Origin of the sequence: Microcoleus sp. (assembly GCF_049646505.1) — a bacterium.
In the GTDB taxonomy this organism is placed as follows: domain Bacteria; phylum Cyanobacteriota; class Cyanobacteriia; order Cyanobacteriales; family Microcoleaceae; genus Microcoleus.
Window position 1 is genome coordinate 1 of the sequence record NZ_JBARVX010000152.1, and the last position, 16287, is coordinate 16287.

15 protein-coding genes are annotated in these 16287 nt (G+C 45.5%); 6 read left to right on the forward strand and 9 right to left on the reverse strand.

The features are described from left to right. The first annotated feature begins 407 nt into the window (after positions 1–407). Together leuS and WBA89_RS08265 are read left to right on the forward strand one after the other, a co-directional pair. Positions 408–2984: a leucine--tRNA ligase gene (gene leuS / locus WBA89_RS08260; protein ID WP_424405498.1), complete on the forward strand. Its 2577-nt coding sequence runs from the start codon at positions 408–410 to the stop codon at positions 2982–2984. Positions 2985–3055: 71 nt separating this feature from the next. Beyond that, complete coding sequence (locus WBA89_RS08265) at positions 3056–3952, forward strand: alpha/beta hydrolase (protein WP_424405500.1); 897 nt, start codon at positions 3056–3058, stop codon at positions 3950–3952. A gap of 16 nt (positions 3953–3968) precedes the next feature. Here the strand turns inward: WBA89_RS08265 and WBA89_RS08270 are convergent, their stop codons facing one another. Beyond that, on the reverse strand, positions 3969–4832 hold the full coding sequence (locus tag WBA89_RS08270; protein ID WP_424405502.1) for an SAM hydrolase/SAM-dependent halogenase family protein: 864 nt from the start codon (positions 4830–4832) through the stop codon (positions 3969–3971). Between the two features lie 18 nt (positions 4833–4850). On the opposite strand from WBA89_RS08270, the gene WBA89_RS08275 reads away from it, so the two are divergent. Further along, positions 4851–5741 carry a DUF3598 family protein gene (locus WBA89_RS08275; protein ID WP_424405504.1) on the forward strand — a complete coding sequence of 297 codons (891 nt, stop codon included), beginning with the start codon at positions 4851–4853 and terminating at the stop codon, positions 5739–5741. Positions 5742–5947: 206 nt separating this feature from the next. Here WBA89_RS08275 and WBA89_RS08280 read toward each other — a convergent pair whose 3' ends face one another. The 3 genes from WBA89_RS08280 to WBA89_RS08290 all read right to left on the reverse strand — a co-directional run bounded on the left by WBA89_RS08280 (position 5948) and on the right by WBA89_RS08290 (position 8693). Beyond that, positions 5948–6625 carry a GIY-YIG nuclease family protein gene (locus WBA89_RS08280; RefSeq protein ID WP_424405506.1) on the reverse strand — a complete coding sequence of 226 codons (678 nt, stop codon included), beginning with the start codon at positions 6623–6625 and terminating at the stop codon, positions 5948–5950. A 161-nt stretch (positions 6626–6786) separates the two neighbouring features. Continuing rightward, on the reverse strand, positions 6787–7650 hold the full coding sequence (locus tag WBA89_RS08285) for an aldo/keto reductase (protein ID WP_424405508.1): 864 nt from the start codon (positions 7648–7650) through the stop codon (positions 6787–6789). A 248-nt stretch (positions 7651–7898) separates the two neighbouring features. Then, positions 7899–8693, reverse strand: coding sequence for an ABC transporter permease (locus WBA89_RS08290; protein WP_424405510.1), 795 nt, complete (start codon positions 8691–8693; stop codon positions 7899–7901). Between the two features lie 462 nt (positions 8694–9155). Here WBA89_RS08290 and WBA89_RS08295 point away from each other — a divergent pair, with 462 nt between their 5' ends. Both WBA89_RS08295 and WBA89_RS08300 read left to right on the forward strand, forming a co-directional pair. After that, positions 9156–10229 (forward strand): radical SAM protein, encoded by a 1074-nt coding sequence (locus WBA89_RS08295; protein WP_424405512.1) that lies wholly within the window; start codon positions 9156–9158, stop codon positions 10227–10229. A 439-nt stretch (positions 10230–10668) separates the two neighbouring features. Further along, positions 10669–10800 carry a hypothetical protein gene (locus tag WBA89_RS08300; protein ID WP_424405514.1) on the forward strand — a complete coding sequence of 44 codons (132 nt, stop codon included), beginning with the start codon at positions 10669–10671 and terminating at the stop codon, positions 10798–10800. Positions 10801–10910: 110 nt separating this feature from the next. On the opposite strand, the gene ndk is transcribed toward WBA89_RS08300, so the two are convergent. Continuing rightward, positions 10911–11360 carry a nucleoside-diphosphate kinase gene (ndk, locus tag WBA89_RS08305; RefSeq protein WP_424405516.1) on the reverse strand — a complete coding sequence of 150 codons (450 nt, stop codon included), beginning with the start codon at positions 11358–11360 and terminating at the stop codon, positions 10911–10913. Positions 11361–11741: 381 nt separating this feature from the next. On the opposite strand from ndk, the gene WBA89_RS08310 reads away from it, so the two are divergent. Next, a complete protein-coding gene (locus WBA89_RS08310; RefSeq protein WP_424405518.1) occupies positions 11742–12500 on the forward strand; it encodes a hypothetical protein in 759 nt (252 codons plus the stop codon). A 70-nt stretch (positions 12501–12570) separates the two neighbouring features. Here WBA89_RS08310 and proB read toward each other — a convergent pair whose 3' ends face one another. The 4 genes from proB to WBA89_RS08330 form a co-directional block, all read right to left on the reverse strand. Next, positions 12571–13680 carry a glutamate 5-kinase gene (gene proB / locus WBA89_RS08315; RefSeq protein WP_424405520.1) on the reverse strand — a complete coding sequence of 370 codons (1110 nt, stop codon included), beginning with the start codon at positions 13678–13680 and terminating at the stop codon, positions 12571–12573. 331 nt (positions 13681–14011) lie between these two features. Beyond that, a complete protein-coding gene (locus WBA89_RS08320) occupies positions 14012–14533 on the reverse strand; it encodes a YqeG family HAD IIIA-type phosphatase (RefSeq protein ID WP_424405522.1) in 522 nt (173 codons plus the stop codon). Positions 14534–14660: 127 nt separating this feature from the next. Further along, a complete protein-coding gene (gene mltG / locus WBA89_RS08325) occupies positions 14661–15785 on the reverse strand; it encodes an endolytic transglycosylase MltG (RefSeq protein ID WP_424405524.1) in 1125 nt (374 codons plus the stop codon). Positions 15786–16036: 251 nt separating this feature from the next. Further along, the coding region (locus tag WBA89_RS08330) for a DUF3727 domain-containing protein (RefSeq protein ID WP_424405526.1) at positions 16037–16287 on the reverse strand (251 nt) is incomplete at its 5' end.

Here is a 16287-nt window from a genome sequence, read left to right on the forward strand (position 1 = left end):
AATGATTTAACCGCAGAGGGCGCAGAGAACACAGAGGAAGACAAGAGAGAGATGAATACAGAACTATGAAGCGTGGATTTGATCTGACTCGATTTTATAATTCCGATGCTACCGGATTTGATATTACGCATCAAGACCAAAGAAACCGGGTTTTTTGCGATTTTGCTGACTGTAACGGGTCTTCTCGTAAAAACCCGGTTTCTGACCGCCCGTGCGTAAGTCTTATTCTTTTAACGGCGAATCGGAAATTTGGTCGATCGCCCCCAGCTCAAATTACATATACTACAATATATAATACAGAGATTGGAGCCAAAATGCTTGGAGCTCAAAAAAATCCTAATCGCAGCCCCTTGAATGTGCCAAAATATTCAAGCAAACATTACTAAATCCTACAGGGAGAAATTGTTGTGGAGTCCAGATACAACCCCCAATCCATAGAAGAAAAATGGCAGCAGACATGGGCTGAGCAAAACTTAGACCAAATGCCAGAAGATACCGAAAAGCCTAAATTTTATGCCTTATCCATGTTCCCCTACCCGTCGGGAAACCTGCACATGGGCCACGTCCGCAACTACACAATCATCGATGTAATTGCCAGACTCAAGCGAATGCAAGGCTATCGCGTACTCAATCCGATGGGATGGGACGCTTTTGGTTTGCCGGCAGAAAATGCAGCCATCGAACGCGGAATTCCCCCCGCAAAATGGACTTATGAAAATATTGCCCAAATGAAAGGCTTATTTCAGCGGCTGGGCATTTCCTTTGATTGGACAAAAGAAGTTACAACCTGTTCTCCCGATTATTATCGGTGGACTCAGTGGCTGTTTTTGCAATTTTTAGAAGCAGGATTAGCTTATCAAAAAGAAGCAGCAGTTAATTGGGATCCCATCGACCAAACAGTCTTAGCCAACGAACAAGTAGACAACGAAGGTCGTTCTTGGCGTTCCGGCGCGAAAGTCGAGCGCAAATTATTGCGGCAGTGGTTCCTCAAAATTACCGATTACGCCGAACAGTTATTAAACGACTTAGACAAATTGCCAAATTGGCCCGAAAGAGTCAAATTAATGCAAGCCAATTGGATTGGCAAATCAGTCGGCGCTTACTTGGAATTTCCGATTGTGGGAATGGATGAAAAAATCGCCGTTTTCACCACTCGCCCCGATACAGTTTATGGCGTTAGTTACCTTGTTTTAGCGCCAGAACATCCGTTAACCGCGCGCGTGACCACCGAAGACCAAAAAGCTGCTGCAGACACCTTCATCAAAGAAGTTGCACTGCAAAGCGAGATCGATCGCACCGCCGAAGACAAACCAAAGCGCGGCATCCCCACAGGCGGCAAAGCAATCAACCCTTTCAGCGGCGAAGAAATCCCGATTTGGATTGCCGATTACGTGCTGTACGAATACGGCACCGGCGCAGTGATGGGAGTACCAGCCCACGACACGCGAGATTTCAAATTTGCCAATCAATATCAACTGCCAATTAAAATAGTAATTGTGGATGATGATGAGCTGCCGCTGACGGAAGCTTACACCGAACCCGGAATTATGATTAATTCCGAAAGCTTCAACGGCATGGATTCAATTAAAGGTAAATCCGCAATTATTGAAGCTGCCGAAAGTTCTGGTTGTGGCAAAGCGCGAGTGCAATATCGCTTGAGAGATTGGCTAATTTCTCGACAGCGTTATTGGGGTGCTCCGATTCCAGTAATTCACTGTCCCAACTGCGGAACAGTCCCCGTCCCGCAATCGGATTTACCCGTATTGTTGCCGGAAAATGTACAATTTACTGGCAAAGGTTCGCCCTTGGCAAAAATGGCAGAATGGGTAAACGTTGCTTGTCCGAGTTGCGGCACTCCAGCGCACCGCGAAACAGATACGATGGATACTTTTATGGATTCATCGTGGTATTTCTTGCGCTATCCCGATGCTCAAAATCAAGAGCAAGTTTTCGATACGGCGAAGACGAATGATTGGATGCCGGTAGACCAATATGTCGGCGGTATCGAACACGCAATCCTGCATTTGCTGTATTCGCGGTTCTTTACAAAGGTTTTGCGCGATCGGGGTTTGATCGACTGCGACGAACCATTTAAACGCCTGTTAACTCAAGGCATGGTGCAAGCAATGGCCTACAAAAATCCCGTTACTGGCAAATACGTTCCCCCAGCAGATGTAGACCCAACAAATCCCAAAGATCCGCAAACTGGCGAAGCTTTAGAAGTCTTTTATGAGAAGATGTCAAAATCCAAATATAACGGCGTTGACCCCTTGGAAGTTATGGGGAAATATGGGGTAGATACGGCGCGAATGTTTATTTTATTCAAAGCGCCGCCAGAGAAGGATTTGGAGTGGGATGACGCAGATGTGGAAGGACAATTCCGCTTTTTAAATCGCGTTTGGCGCTTGGTGACAGAGTTTGCTTCACCCCCCCCAGCCTGGGCGGGCACGGGGGCACCGCCCCTACAAGGGGGGGAGAAAGATGTGTTGAGCAAAGCTGAGAAGGATTTGCGGCGGGCGATTCACACTGCAATTAAGGAAGTGCGAGAAGATTTGGAGGGCGATTATCAGTTCAATACTGCTGTTTCGGAAATGATGAAATTGAACAATGCGCTGGCTGATGCTAAATGTAAGGATTCGCCTGTTTATGCAGAGGGAATTAACACTTTAATTTTGCTGTTAGCGCCTTTTTCGCCGCATATCGCTGATGAACTGTGGCATTTGATTGGTAACAGCGAATCGGTGCATACGCAAACTTGGCCTACTGTCGATCCATCTGCTTTAATTACCGATGAAATTACGCTGGTAATTCAGGTTATGGGCAAGACGCGCGGCACCATTCAAGTGCCTTCCGGTGCTGATAAAGCTGCTTTGGAAAAGTTTGCTCGCGAGTCGGAATTGGCTAAGCGTCACCTGGAAGGTAAGGAGATTAAAAAGGTAATTGTGGTGCCTGGAAAGTTGGTAAATTTCGTGGTAGCTGGATAAAGATGAGAAACCCGGCTTATCCAAAAAACCGGGTTTCTGAGACTTGCAGTTCAGAAGTAGCGAGCAAAACAATGAGCCAGCTAAAAATTAGGAAACGGCGCTTTTTGAGGTGGCTATCGTCTTTACTAAAATTTTGGGCGATCGCCTACGTTTTGTCTTGTATACTCTTGTTTATTTTGCAAACTCGTTTGATATTTGGGCCAACACCTGCGATCGCCAAAACACCGGATGCTTTCAATATCCCCTACAAAGAGGTCTGGTTGCCAGTTAACGGGCGATCGCCCAGAATAGATAAAATAGAGAAAATTCACGGTTGGTGGCTGCCCGCCGCCAATCCACAGCCATTAGGAACTCTATTGTACCTGCACGGTAGGGGTTTTAACATCGGCGCAAACATCAATCAATCTTACCGCTTCCGAGAATTAGGTTTTTCCGTATTGCTGATAGATTACCGGGGTTACGGCCGCAGTCAAGGCAGTTTTCCCAGCGAAACTCGGATATACGAGGATGCCGAAACAGCTTATAATTATTTAGTAAAACAGCGGCAATTGTCGCCCAGCGAAATCTTTTTGTACGGCCATTCAATGGGAGGCGCTGTTGCTGTAGAATTAGCAGTCAGACATCCAGAAGCAGCGGGATTAATTGTTCAAAGTTCGTTCACTTCCATGCTGAATATGGTAGAACGCTACAGTATAATGCGACTATTTCCAACGAGGCTGCTGCTGACACAAAAATTTGATTCTTTGAACAAAGTTAAATTGCTGCAAATTCCGGTTTTGTTCGTACACGGAACCGCTGACCCTTTGATTCCCGCTGCAATGAGTAAAAAATTGTATGCTGCTTCTGGTGAACCCAAGAAAATTTTGCTCGTTGCGAAGGCTAAACACAATAATGGAGATGCTTTTTTTAATAATGGTGAGTATCGCCAAACAGTTGTGAATTTTGCAGATAAATCTAGAATGAGATGAATCCAGATTATGCTACCTATCTGTAAATTACTTCTACCATATCTCCAAATTGTAGCTGCAGAACGGCTTGAGCGCTGCCGCCGTTAACGGCAATTTCTAGCCAACCGTCAGAACCAGTTATCGCAATTAAATCCCCTGGCTTGCTGTCGCTGTAGGTTTTACCGCTGGGGATGCGAATTGGATCGCAACTATTGCTAATTATCACTGACCAATTGTTAGATACAATGCAATTATTGGGGATATTAGTAATTAAATTGCCGAAGCGATCGACATATTGAACGCAACCTACCGCACCTGTGGCTGTAACGGCGCAATTTGGTATCTGTAGCTGCACTAAACTCGCAGGGTCGATAGCATCCCCCAACTCTTCCAGCGGCACCCCATTCGCCAAATGAGCCCCCGCTGCTGCGAAAATATCGCGACCGTGAAATGTGCTGCTGGCGAAGGGCGATCGCCAGTATTGCGAATTCGTCAACTCCACAGCGGCGATCCTCTTCGTTGGCGCAGCCCCCGTAGGGGCGGGCTTTCCTTCGGATCGCTTCGCTAACGCTAACGCACTTTCGCGACTCAACACCCCGCTAAACAACCCGTTATCGGGCCCGACAAGCCAGCAATTAGCACATTTAATCGCAACCCCGCGTCTCTTGCTTCCCACCCCCGGATCGACGACAGCAATATGTACGGTTTCCGGCGGAAAATAAGCAAAAGCAGTCATCAAACAAAACCTCCCCGCTGCAATATTTTGAGATGGTATTTGGTGCGTAATGTCAATGACTTTTAACTGCGGGTTAATTTGGGCGATCGTACCTTTCATCACTCCCACATAAACATCGCTCAATCCAAAATCCGTCAGTAGAGTTATAATTCTATTTTTAGACATATATCCAAAGGTAAGAATATGGTAGCGCAGTGGGAAAACTTTCTGCAAAACTTAGGAGAATGGCACGGTTCCTTCACTCAGCTATCAATGCGAGGAGAGGTACTTCAAGATACTCCCAGCATTATTTCTCTCGAAGGACTCAACGACAACAAAACAGTGCGGTTAAAACTGCGCCGCTTCTCGCCAAATCCTAACGGTGCCGGCGAACCGGAAGTCAGCGAAATTGTTCGAGAATATCAGAGTTTGGGACGAGATATCCTGTTTTTTGAGAATGGAAGTTTTTGTCAGGGTACTATTCAATTAGCGCCTTATTCTGAGTCTGGTGCCGAGTTTTGTTTTATCTACAACTATCGCAGGTTGCGCTTCGTTCAACTCTACAGTATCGACGGCAATTTATCCAAACTTACCTTAATTCGCGAAAAACACCCAGATAAAAATATCCCCGAACGTCCGCCTTTAACTGTTGATGCTTTGCTGGGAGAATGGCAGGGCGAAGCTGTGACAATGTATCCAGACTGGCGTTCTCCCGACTGCTATTCTACCAAACTCCAATTGCATTTGCAAAATGGCGATCGGCTCGTGCAGAAAATCACTTTTGGTAGCAATGCTAATGTTATCAGTTCTAGCGGCAGCATTGACGGTTCAGTTCTGCACTTTAACGAAAGTTCAACGCCCGTGCAAGTTTTGCTGCTTCCCGATGGCGGTTCTTGCACTTGTCCGGTGAAAGTTGAATTCAGAAAACCTATATTTTTTGAGGCCGGTTGGTTGGTAGAACCTGACTTGCGATTTCGGATGATTCGCAGTTACAATGACAAAGGTGAATGGGTCAGTTTGACTTTAGTTACTGAACGGAAAATTAGTCATCAGTCATTAGTCAGTAGTCATCAGTCAGTAGTCAGTAGTCAGTAGTCATTAGTCATTAGTCATTAGTCAGTAGTCAGTAGTCATTAGTCAGTAGGGGCGGTGCCCCCGTGCCCGCCCTCTTAGTAGTCAGTAGTAATTAGTCAGTAGTCATTAGGGGCGGGTTAATCGCGTAATCCTCGCATCCAGCACGCAATCTCCGAATAAAACCCGCCCCGCTTTACGACAAACTAAAGTTGATCTAGCAGCGAATTTTATTCGCCGGACTTTGTTTCCTGGGTTTGCGATTGAATCACCGCACTCCAATCATCATTGTTAACTGCCGCTTCCAGATGTTCGTGTCGTTCGCCGTCAATCTTGGCTGCTGTTTCTAACTCTTTGGTAAGAGTAGAATCTGCCATTGCTTTGCGTAATTTTAGCTTCTTTTCCTCATAAGCTTGTTGCTCGTCAGCAGACATAGCAGCGCGGGCTGCTTGACCTACCGTACTCGCCCACATTTCGCTGTCAGCACCGTTTCCAGGCGGAATAGTGCCGAGTTCTGCTATCCAAGCATCCCGCAAACTTTCCATTTCTTCCCGCTTGGGGAATTTGAAAGTTTGCACGCGCACAAAAGCACAATTTTCTGCGCCGTTTTGTGCGATGTGACCGTTGATTGAAAGCAGGATATTTCGCGAATAACCGATATACTGAGTGTTGCGGGCACTGTCGGTGACAGCGTAAACTCCGGCGACTTTTGCGTTAGTTGCTAGACTTCGCCAGGTATCGATCGACATTACTTGCGTGCCGTCATTTTCTACTTCAGAAACAGCGGCCGCTGCGCTGTGTTCTGAGTCGGAACTGTATAAAAAGTTGTGCAGTCCTTCATGGGCGACAGGTACGTTTTGATGTTCAATTGCTAGGTCTTGACCTGCATTCGCTCGATCGGCTTCCATAAAACCCAATTCCTCAAAATGTGGCAATTTTACTAATTAAATCTCTGGATTTATAAGCTGTTGCGGCATTTAAAGATAATTAAAAAAAATTAACAAATATTCTGGATCGGATTTGATATGCGCCCCGAATATGCAATTTAAATGCCCAACAGCTTACTTATTTAACTTGCTGCAATTTTTTGCAATTCTTCATCAGTCAATTTAACTTCGATCGCCTTTACGGAGTCCTCAATGCTCGATAATTTTGTCGCTGCGGGAATCGGAACGACGCAGGGCGATTTTGCCATCAACCAAGCTAATACTATACAGTACACTGAAACGTTTTTTTCGGCGGCTAAGGAGGCGATCGCGGGCATATCTTGCAAGCTGGTGACGCGGCGGCTTCCCCCCAAAGGACTCCAGGGGAAAAAGGTCAGGTTTTCGGCTTCGCAATATTCCAGTACGCCGTCGGATTCCGGCTGTCTGTGCCACGGATTGTACTGATTCTGCACCGATACAATTTCTACTGTATCGCGGGCGCGTTTGAGCTGCTCTACAGAAAAATTGGAAACTCCAACAAATCGAATTATTCCTGCTTCTACTGCTTCCTTTGCGGGTGCTAGGGCTGCTTCGATTGTATAGGCTGGATCGGGCGAGTGATACTGCCAAAGGTCGATCGGGTGATTGCCGCCCAAAGCTTCAAAACTTTCGTGAATTGTCTTACGCAAATGGTGGGGATTCCCGTTGCGCGTCCAGGCACCTTGAGGCCTCATCAAGCCGCCTTTCGTGGCCACAGTAACCGGCCGAATATCTCCGGTGTACCCTTGCAAAGCTTTGGCAATCAGGTGCTCGTTGTGGTGTTTGTCGGATTGATCTTCGCAATAGGAATCAGCAGTGTCAATCAGGGTGACGCCCAAATCGAGGGCGCGGTGAATTACCGCAATTGCTTGCGATTCTGGCGGCCTGCCGCTTAACGACAACGGCATACATCCCAGACCGATCGCGCTGATGTTAAAATTACTGTTGCCCAGTTTTTTTCTTTTCATTCGTTTGCACTCGTTTGCGTGGTTGATTGAGAGTTGAGATTTCAAGCATATTTTGAAATTTTACTGTTTTTTTTAGCAGATAAGTAGATAGAGCTAAAAATATTTTCTCCGTCGGCGGTACTGTATTCAAACTGTATATGTTCGCTGTATATTTTAAATTTGCTCTTTTCCCAGGTCAAATTTTCTTTCCCTCTACCCCTCAAACATAACAGACAATCTCTGGCCGCGCTGCAGCAAGCCCTACTTACCTAACTCGAAGCGCTGGTGTAAAAGCGGAGTGCAAATTGCCAGAAGTAGCGCGAAAACAACAACAGCCCGATCGCCAAAATGCCCGCCCCTGCGATCCAAACAATTTCACCCCGGCCCAACATGGCTTCTGCCGGCACAGTCGTCAAGAAAGCAACCGGAACTACAAAGGTGAAGAAAAATCGATAAGCTGCGGGATAAGCTGCCATTGGAAATCTACCCGCTTCTAACAATCCTCTGAGCACTTCGGTAACGTTGTAAATCTTGACAAACCAAATGCTAGTTGCACCTAACATAAACCAGATACTGTAAAGAGTAATAGTTCCGAACAACAGCGGTATTGCTGTTAAAAAATAGTTGCCAATTCCGACTCCCAACTTATTAGCAGCATACAGCACCAATGCCGCGCCGAAGATTAAATCTGGGATTCCCCAAGGGGAGACTGTGTTTGCAGACAGCCAAAATTGCGAATTGATGGGTTTGAGGAGTACGAAATCGAGAGTACCTTGCTGCACTCGATCGACAATACGGCTGAGGTTAGGCGCGAGAAAGGTTGACGAAAACCCCTGCAAAACCGTAAAAATCCCCAGTACAACCAAAGCTTCTTCCCATGAATAGCCCGAAAACCTGTAGCCGGTACGGTAGAACAAAAACAGTCCGAACCAACTACCAGCCAGGTTCCCGAGGCTGCTGAGAGCTGCCAGGACAAAGTTGATGCGGTATTCGAGTTCCGCAGAGATCGCCGCACCCCAAAACAATTTCAGTACCTGCAAATATCGTCTCATGTTTGTTGCCATTTTTTGCGGTTGAAATACTTAAAATTCTCTCTTATTGTAAAGCTTGCATAAAGCCAACTGCTGTAGGGTCGATCGCTTCACTATAACAATAAATTATTGATACTGCTTACTTAAGTAGTTTTACTGACACGCGGTATTAAGTTTCTTTACAAAAAAGTTACACAAAAACTACATTTATCGATTTAAGTGCATTTCAAGCCCATATATTTTGGCAAGCATTAAGCGCGATTCATTGTTCAACACAAAACATCGCTCCATAGATTAAAAATACTAATATGTTACAGCTCTTCATATTATAAAGATTTGAAAAACATCTAGCCATACCCACAACCAGCACTTAGGATGGTGCATACGTACTCGCAAGGAATACGTAACGAGCAATACGTAATCATACGTATAAAAATCACTGAGAAATCACTTCAATAAATCAACTTAAGTAACAACACGTAAGGAAAACAAGACATGGATGCTTTAACATTATCCAGACTGGGCGTAAAACACACCCAGAGTGCAGTAGCCGAATCGCTCAGGATTAATACAGGATTCGACGTGACAAGCCCAGTCACTTTTTACGGCATTGTTAACGAACACTGCAACGTTAAATGCCGCCAGTGCGAGTATTGGCGGCTCAAAGAATATAAAGACGAAATGACGATCGAAGATTGGGAAAATGCCCTGTTGAGCGTCAAAGAATTTGTCGGCGAATTTTCCATCAACTTTAGCGGCGGCGAACCTTATATTAAAAAAGGTTTTCTAGACTTGCTAGCTTTTGCCAACAAAAACGGCATTCACGCCGGCGTAACCACCAACGGCTACTGCATGACCAAGGAAAATGCTGCTAAAACTGTGGCGGCGCGTCCTTTTAATGTGAATATGTCCGTTGACGGGCCGAATGCAGAATTGCACGATTATTTGCGCGGTCAACCCGGATTGTTCGATCGGCTTTCCAAAGGAATCGGTTATCTGCGCGCCGAACAAGAAAAGCAAAACGTCCTGTTTCCGATCAACGTCAAACCGACTATCAACCGGCTCAACTTCCGCCACCTAGAAGAAATTGTCACCTGGGCGCAAGGAATTGGAGCAACGACGGTGAACTTCCAACCAGTTAACCGCTGGACGCCAGAAACCTATTCGGAACTGTGGATTGAAGAAGCAGACAGGGAAGAATTTTCACAGGTAATTGAGCGCTTAATTGAGATGAAGAAAAACGGCGCGCCAATTATGAACAGCGATGAAGTGTTGCGTTTGATGGTTCCTCACTTTGCCGAAGAAAAAGCTCCCGATTCAACTCGTCCTTGTCGCGTTGGACTCCGCAATTACTGGATCGATACGCGCGGCGATGTGAAATTGTGCGATGAATATCCGGTGATTGGGAATGTGAAAGAACAAAGCGCCCGCGCGATTTGGTACGGCGAAAAAGCTCAGGTAGTCCGCCGGGATACTTTGAATTGCGGCAAGCTGTGTCTGATTACTTGCGTCTCGCAAAAGACGATTTTGGACAAGGTGAAAATGGGGATGAAGTTATTGAAGAATTAAGATTTCAACAGTTTTGATATTCCTCATGTTTGTGGTAGCCGGGTTTTTGTAAGAAACCCGGTTCTTTTGTGTGGTGATATCGTTTCCGGTTGCATCGGAATGATTTAACCACAGAGAACACAGAGAACACAGAGAGGTCAGAGAGAAATGAATAATTCCGATGAAGAGAGGAATTGATATGAGTTGTGTTTTTGTAGTGCGATCGCATTTTTGTCACCCGGCCGCGAGAAACCGGGCTTCTTCGGCAAATCTCGGTAGAGTGCGAGAAATCTAGGAAGAAACCCGGTTTCTGGGATTGGGGTGCGATTTTTTGGGGAAATTGGCGGAAAGTGCGAATTTTTGTCGCCGCGCGGGGCGGGTTGATTTCGCTTGTCGGTGGGAATTAAAGACTGTTGGTGAAGCGAATCCCTGAGAAATTTTAAATTAGAAAAATTTGAATTTGAATCTTAATAACACTCAACCATTCAGTTTTTCGACCCGCCCGTCAACAGTCAACAGTCAACAGTCAACAGTCAACAGTCAACAATTCCCCAGGAGTGCAACCGGAATTGATATTACAGACTGTTGGTGAAGCGAAACGCTGCGACATTTTAAATTAGAAAAATTTTTACCAGAAAGTCAGACTTGATGGCGATTAAAACTAAGAATATCTCCCGATCAACCATCGGGAGAATATCAACACTACTCCAGAATCCAAGGACTCAAGCAAGAAGTCCAATTACTCAACTCATCCGATTTGAACCAGAGATTAATTTCTTGGTTCGCAGTTTCCACAGCATCAGAACCGTGAATGATGTTCCGGCCGACATTCACACCAAAATCGCCGCGAATTGTCCCAGGTTCAGAATACAGAGGATTTGTAGCGCCAATGATTTTTCTCGCCGACGCCACCACGCCCTCGCCTTCCCACACCATCGCCACCATTGGCCCAGAAATGATGAAGTCTACCAGTCCCGCAAAAAACGGTCTTTCTTTGTGCACGGCGTAATGCTGTTCGGCTAGTTCGCGACTCGCCGTGATTAGCTTCATCCCAACTAGCGTGAAGCCTTTGGCTTCCAAACGACTGATGATTTGGCCGACGAGTCCGCGCTGTACGCCGTCGGGTTTAATCGCTAAAAAAGTCCGTTCCAAGATTAACTCCTATTATTTTCTTAACCGATCCAAAAGACAGAGTAGCTCACAATGCACCTAAAGGCAATTCTGAAAATAGAAAATTGTTATTTTGAGATTTACGCAAAAATTTTATATGTAGGGCGTTTAAGTTGCACCTTATCCCTATTTTGAAAGTTACGCACAACCTTTATATGTATGGTGATGATAGTTGCACGTTACTTTTATTTTGGGAATTGCCTATGATACAAATCACAATTATTTGTGACTGGAAACACGCTTAACTACGATCTGAAATACAAATATTTACGATCTGAAACACAATTGTTTAGACTCAATAACATAGATAATTGACGGAGGAAGCAACATTATATTGACAGCAGCTAATCTAGGAAAAAAAACATGAAAGAGATTGTAGCATTTATCGAACAAAGAAAGCAAGAATTTGCCAAATTGCCGTTATTTGAATTTCTAGCTAATCAACACATTCACCCCAATCAACGACTCATTTTTGCACCTCTACTCGCTCCTTTTGCTGTGGGCTTGAGCGACTTGAACAAGTACGTCCTCCGAGAGTCTTCTAGCAACAACAAGGTTCAGGAACTGATTAACAACTATACTTACAAAGAAAACTACTATTGGCGCTGGTATCTGCAACATCTAGAGACATTGGGATTTAACCAATTAATGAGTTGCGGCGACTTCAGACTGCTTTGGGGTGAAGAAACTCAAAAAACTCGATCGCTCTGTTCGGTGCTCGAACGCTATGCTTGGAAAGCCTCTCCGGTTCAGAAACTCGTCTTAGTCGAAGTCCTCGAGGCAACCGCTATATTTTTTTTCGAGGCGGCGCTAGCAGTGGTAATGGAATTAGAACAAGTTAGCAATAAAGAATATGTTTATTTTGCAGGAGGTTATGTGGATGTGGAAAGCGATCGGGTTTTAAATACACCTGAAATGTTGCAAGTTTTGGCGGAGATAGAACTTACTGATTCCGAACGCGAAGCAGCTTTAGAATTAGCACAAAATGTATTTGAATTATTTACAGAAGCGATGAAAGAGCTGTTCGGACACAGCAAAACAAATTCTTGCAATACTGTGCTGCAAGTCTCCTCAATTTCTGGGTTCGATCGCGCTTTTGAGTGTTTGGATGTTTGTCAGTAGTCATCTCCCGAAAAGACTGTTTTGAACTGTCTGTCCGGCCTGTTCCACAATTATTGGAGATGTCTAAGGATTAAACAATCACTAAATTATCTCGGTGCAACACAGTTTCTACGCCAGCATAACCTAAGATTTCCGCAATTTTAGCTGACTTGCATCCCTGAATTTGTCTCAATTCCAAACTGTTATAATTCACAAGTCCTCTAGCAATTTCTTTGCCTTCAGTGTCGCACAATCGCACGGCATCATCAGCTTGAAATTCTCCTTCTATTTGCGAAATACCGGCGGCTAAAAGCGATTTTCCACCTTGAATAATGGCATTGACAGCACCCGCATCTAAATACAGTTTTCCTGCTGGAATTAGCACGTTGGCTATCCAGTGTTTGCGAGCGTTTACAGGGCGAGTTTGCGGCTCGAATTGAGTGCCGATGGACTCTCCGTTAAGTATTTTCTCGATGTTACCAGGAAAGCAGCCGTTTGTGATGACTGTACGCACTCCCGATGCTGTGGCTATTCTGGCGGCTTCAATTTTGGTCACCATTCCGCCGGTTCCCCAACCGCTGCGGGAATCTCCTGTTTTTACCTGAAATTCTATGAGTTGTGCCATATTTTGGACTAGGGCGATCGGCTGCGCGTCGGGATTGCTGCGCGGATCTGCCGAATACAGCCGATCGACATCTGTGAGCACGAACAACCAATCGGCTTCTACCAAACTCGCTACTAGCGCCGAAAGCGTGTCGTTATCGCCAAATTTGAGCTCGTCTACCGCTACAGTATCGTTCTCGTTGACGATCGGAATCACGCCCAACCGTAGCAGTTGCCCAAAGGTATTGTAAGCGTTAACATAACCGTTGCGGTGCACTAAATCGCCTCTGGTGAGCAATACTTGGGCGATCGGCTGTTGTAGAGTAGTAAACAAGTCATCGTACACGCGCATCAGCCGCCCTTGGCCCACGGCAGCCACAGCCTGTTTCATAGCGATATTTCGCGGGCGTTCCGTCAAACCCAAGCGCGCGCAACCCACGCCCACCGCACCGGAAGACACCAAAACTACTCGATGGCCTTGCTGCCGCAAACCTGCTAAAATTTCTACTAATGCAGCAATAGTTGAGAGAGCTAAGTTTCCGGTAGTCGATCGAGTCAGCGTCGAAGTTCCTATTTTAATAACAATAGTTTGAGTCATTTGTTATTTGTTGTTTGTTATTTGTTATTTGTTATTTGTTCTGGGCAACCAGAGCTTTTTTATTTAATTGCGATCGAGATCCCAACGACCTATTTATCAACCATATTTTAGATTAATTACTAATATACATCTCCAATAATCATTGTGGAACGGGCATCCTGCCTGTTCAAAACCTGATTTTTATGATATGTCTAATGACTGATGACTGCTAACTACTAACCAATGACTACTCACTAATGACAACTAACTACTAACCAATGACTAATGACTAATGACTACTAACCAATGACTAATGACTAATGACTAATGACTACTGACTACTGACTACTGACTAATCTTTAATTTTCAGAGTTGCCCCCAAAGCTTGAGAAACCCATACTTCAAAAGAGCGCACCGGATACTTGCGAAGCGCGTAGCCAGCATCAACCATCGGCTCGACTAAAATAGTAAACATACCCAAACGATTGCCGGCCAAAACATCAGTAAAAAGCCGATCGCCCACCATCGCCACCTGTTCCACCTCCAAATTCATCGCCGTCACAGCTTTTCGCAACTTGCGGCGCGACGGTTTAGCAGCACCAGTGATGTAAGGTAGATTCAAAGACTCAGCAATTCGACCGATCCGAGTCTGACTTAAATTATTGCTCGCCAACCACACCGATACTACGGGTTTAATTTCTTCTACCCACAGGCTGAGTTCGGGAGAAGCATTCATTGCTGTAATCGGAACGAGAGTTTCGTCCACATCCAAAACTAATCCTTTAATATGATATTCCTGAAGAATATCTGCCGTTAAATTCACGATTGAATTGCCTAAAATTAAGTCAGGCTGTAATAGTTTACCCCAAGTCATAATGATTTTAGATTTTAGATTCAGAAATAAGAAATTGGAAGTTAAAGATTAAAAAAGTAAAAAATCAAAAGCGAGCGTTATTGCTTTTGCTTCGTTACTTTTTACTTATGTGTTAGTGATTGCCAATCTATTGACCCGATCGCACTTTTTGGTCAATTTTAGCCACAGCAGCATTGTGTTCGGCCAGGGTGCGGCTGAAAATGTGAGTGCCGTCGTACCGAGCCATAAAATACAGATATTCCGTATTTTCAGGAGCCAGAGTAGCTTCCAAACTGGCAATTCCCGGAGACGCGATCGGAGTTGGCGGCAGCCCTACATTGATATAAGTATTGTAAGGAGAAGGCGTTTCCACCTGCTTAAAAGTCAAAGGCTTCTCCTTAGTTTGCCTAATGCCGAGGGCATATTCAACTGTAGGATCGGAGCCCAAGGGCATATTGTTTTTCAGGCGGTTGTTGAACACGCCTGAAATGAGATTGCGCTCGATCGCCACCACGGCTTCTTTTTCCACAATACTCGCCAGCGTCACCCACTCTTTCAAAGAAAACTTAGTATTGTTCTGATTTTTTTGATAGACCGGCAAAGCTAACCGCTCGAAACGATCGAGCATTTGCTTAATGACAGCTTCCGGGCTAATTGCATCGCCGTCTAGCTGATAAGTATCCGGGTACAAAAACCCTTCCAAATGAGGCAAGCCGCTCGGCAGCCAAGGGTACTGAGCGTAGGGAACTTGACTCGCCGCCGCCATAAAATCCTTAGCCGGGAAAAAACCTTGGGCTTCAAAATAAGCGCTCATTTGTTGCATCGACCACCCTTCGGGAATCGTGAAACTCTGCTGTGCGACTTCGCCCTTCCAAATTTTCTCAGCAACCGCACTCAGAGGCTGAGTCGGCGACAGTTGGTAAGTTCCGGCTTTAAAACCTCCGTCGCGGTTTTGCATCGTCAGCCAGCGGGCCCACATATCCCATGCTCCTGCCGATCGAATTAAGCCTGCGGCTTCCAAATCCTGCCCGATTTGTTGACTGGAAGTACCGGGGGGAATTTGGATGGAAACAGCAGCACCATCTCCCGGAGAAGTTGACGTTTCAGCGATTTTAGGAGCGGCCGAAGCCCAGCTCCACCAAGCCCAGCCCTGCCAAGCGCAAACTCCCCAAATTGCTGGCAGCAAGGCCAGATAAAACAACCATTTAGAAAGTTGCGGAGCAGCTTTTTGGCTCTCTCGCGGGCTGCTTTTTGTCAGTTGTTCTTTGCTCATAGTGCGTTGTCCTCGATAAGCGCCAATTAAGTGACCGCTAATCACTAACGATCGGCGATTGTTGACCGAAAAGTTACGGATGCCAGCTTTTTGACGCGACTCAATTCACGCGGCCCAATTCAACAGCCTGAGTAGACCGGGCAGAAGGCACAATCTCGAAAAAGTTCGATCGGGCAAACAGTTAACTTCTAATCATAAGATAATCAAAAATTCTGCTTTTTGCCGTCTGGTCTTCTGCCTGCAATCAATATCTAATCAAGCTCGTCAAAGAACTGGTCTTCTAGCATGGGCAACATCGGTTCGAGCCTTTGGAACTCTTCTTCAGAGAGCAATTCTGGCTCGCCGTCATCATTGATGCGAGCCAAGATAAAGAAGGGATCGAGAGGGGTATAAATGGCATATTCCTGTTCTTCGTGATAGAAGCTCGTCAGCCACATAAGTTCCTCGAAATCCGATTCTTCATCGGGATCGGCATCCGGTGCCATCTCCTCGTCAGTAAATT

Bases quoted from the DNA above. Each gene is read 5' to 3' on its own strand.
- WBA89_RS08265 (WP_424405500.1), top strand. From the start codon at position 3,056: ATGAGCCAGCTAAAAATTAGGAAACGGCGCTTTTTGAGGTGGCTATCG.
- WBA89_RS08290 (WP_424405510.1), bottom strand. From the start codon at position 8,693: ATGGCAACAAACATGAGACGATATTTGCAGGTACTGAAATTGTTTTGG.
- WBA89_RS08280 (WP_424405506.1), bottom strand. From the start codon at position 6,625: ATGGAAGCCGATCGAGCGAATGCAGGTCAAGACCTAGCAATTGAACAT.
- WBA89_RS08310 (WP_424405518.1), top strand. From the start codon at position 11,742: ATGAAAGAGATTGTAGCATTTATCGAACAAAGAAAGCAAGAATTTGCC.
- WBA89_RS08275 (WP_424405504.1), top strand. From the start codon at position 4,851: ATGGTAGCGCAGTGGGAAAACTTTCTGCAAAACTTAGGAGAATGGCAC.
- WBA89_RS08285 (WP_424405508.1), bottom strand. From the start codon at position 7,650: ATGAAAAGAAAAAAACTGGGCAACAGTAATTTTAACATCAGCGCGATC.
- WBA89_RS08320 (WP_424405522.1), bottom strand. From the start codon at position 14,533: ATGACTTGGGGTAAACTATTACAGCCTGACTTAATTTTAGGCAATTCA.
- WBA89_RS08295 (WP_424405512.1), top strand. From the start codon at position 9,156: ATGGATGCTTTAACATTATCCAGACTGGGCGTAAAACACACCCAGAGT.
- proB (WP_424405520.1), bottom strand. From the start codon at position 13,680: ATGACTCAAACTATTGTTATTAAAATAGGAACTTCGACGCTGACTCGA.
- WBA89_RS08270 (WP_424405502.1), bottom strand. From the start codon at position 4,832: ATGTCTAAAAATAGAATTATAACTCTACTGACGGATTTTGGATTGAGC.
- mltG (WP_424405524.1), bottom strand. From the start codon at position 15,785: ATGAGCAAAGAACAACTGACAAAAAGCAGCCCGCGAGAGAGCCAAAAA.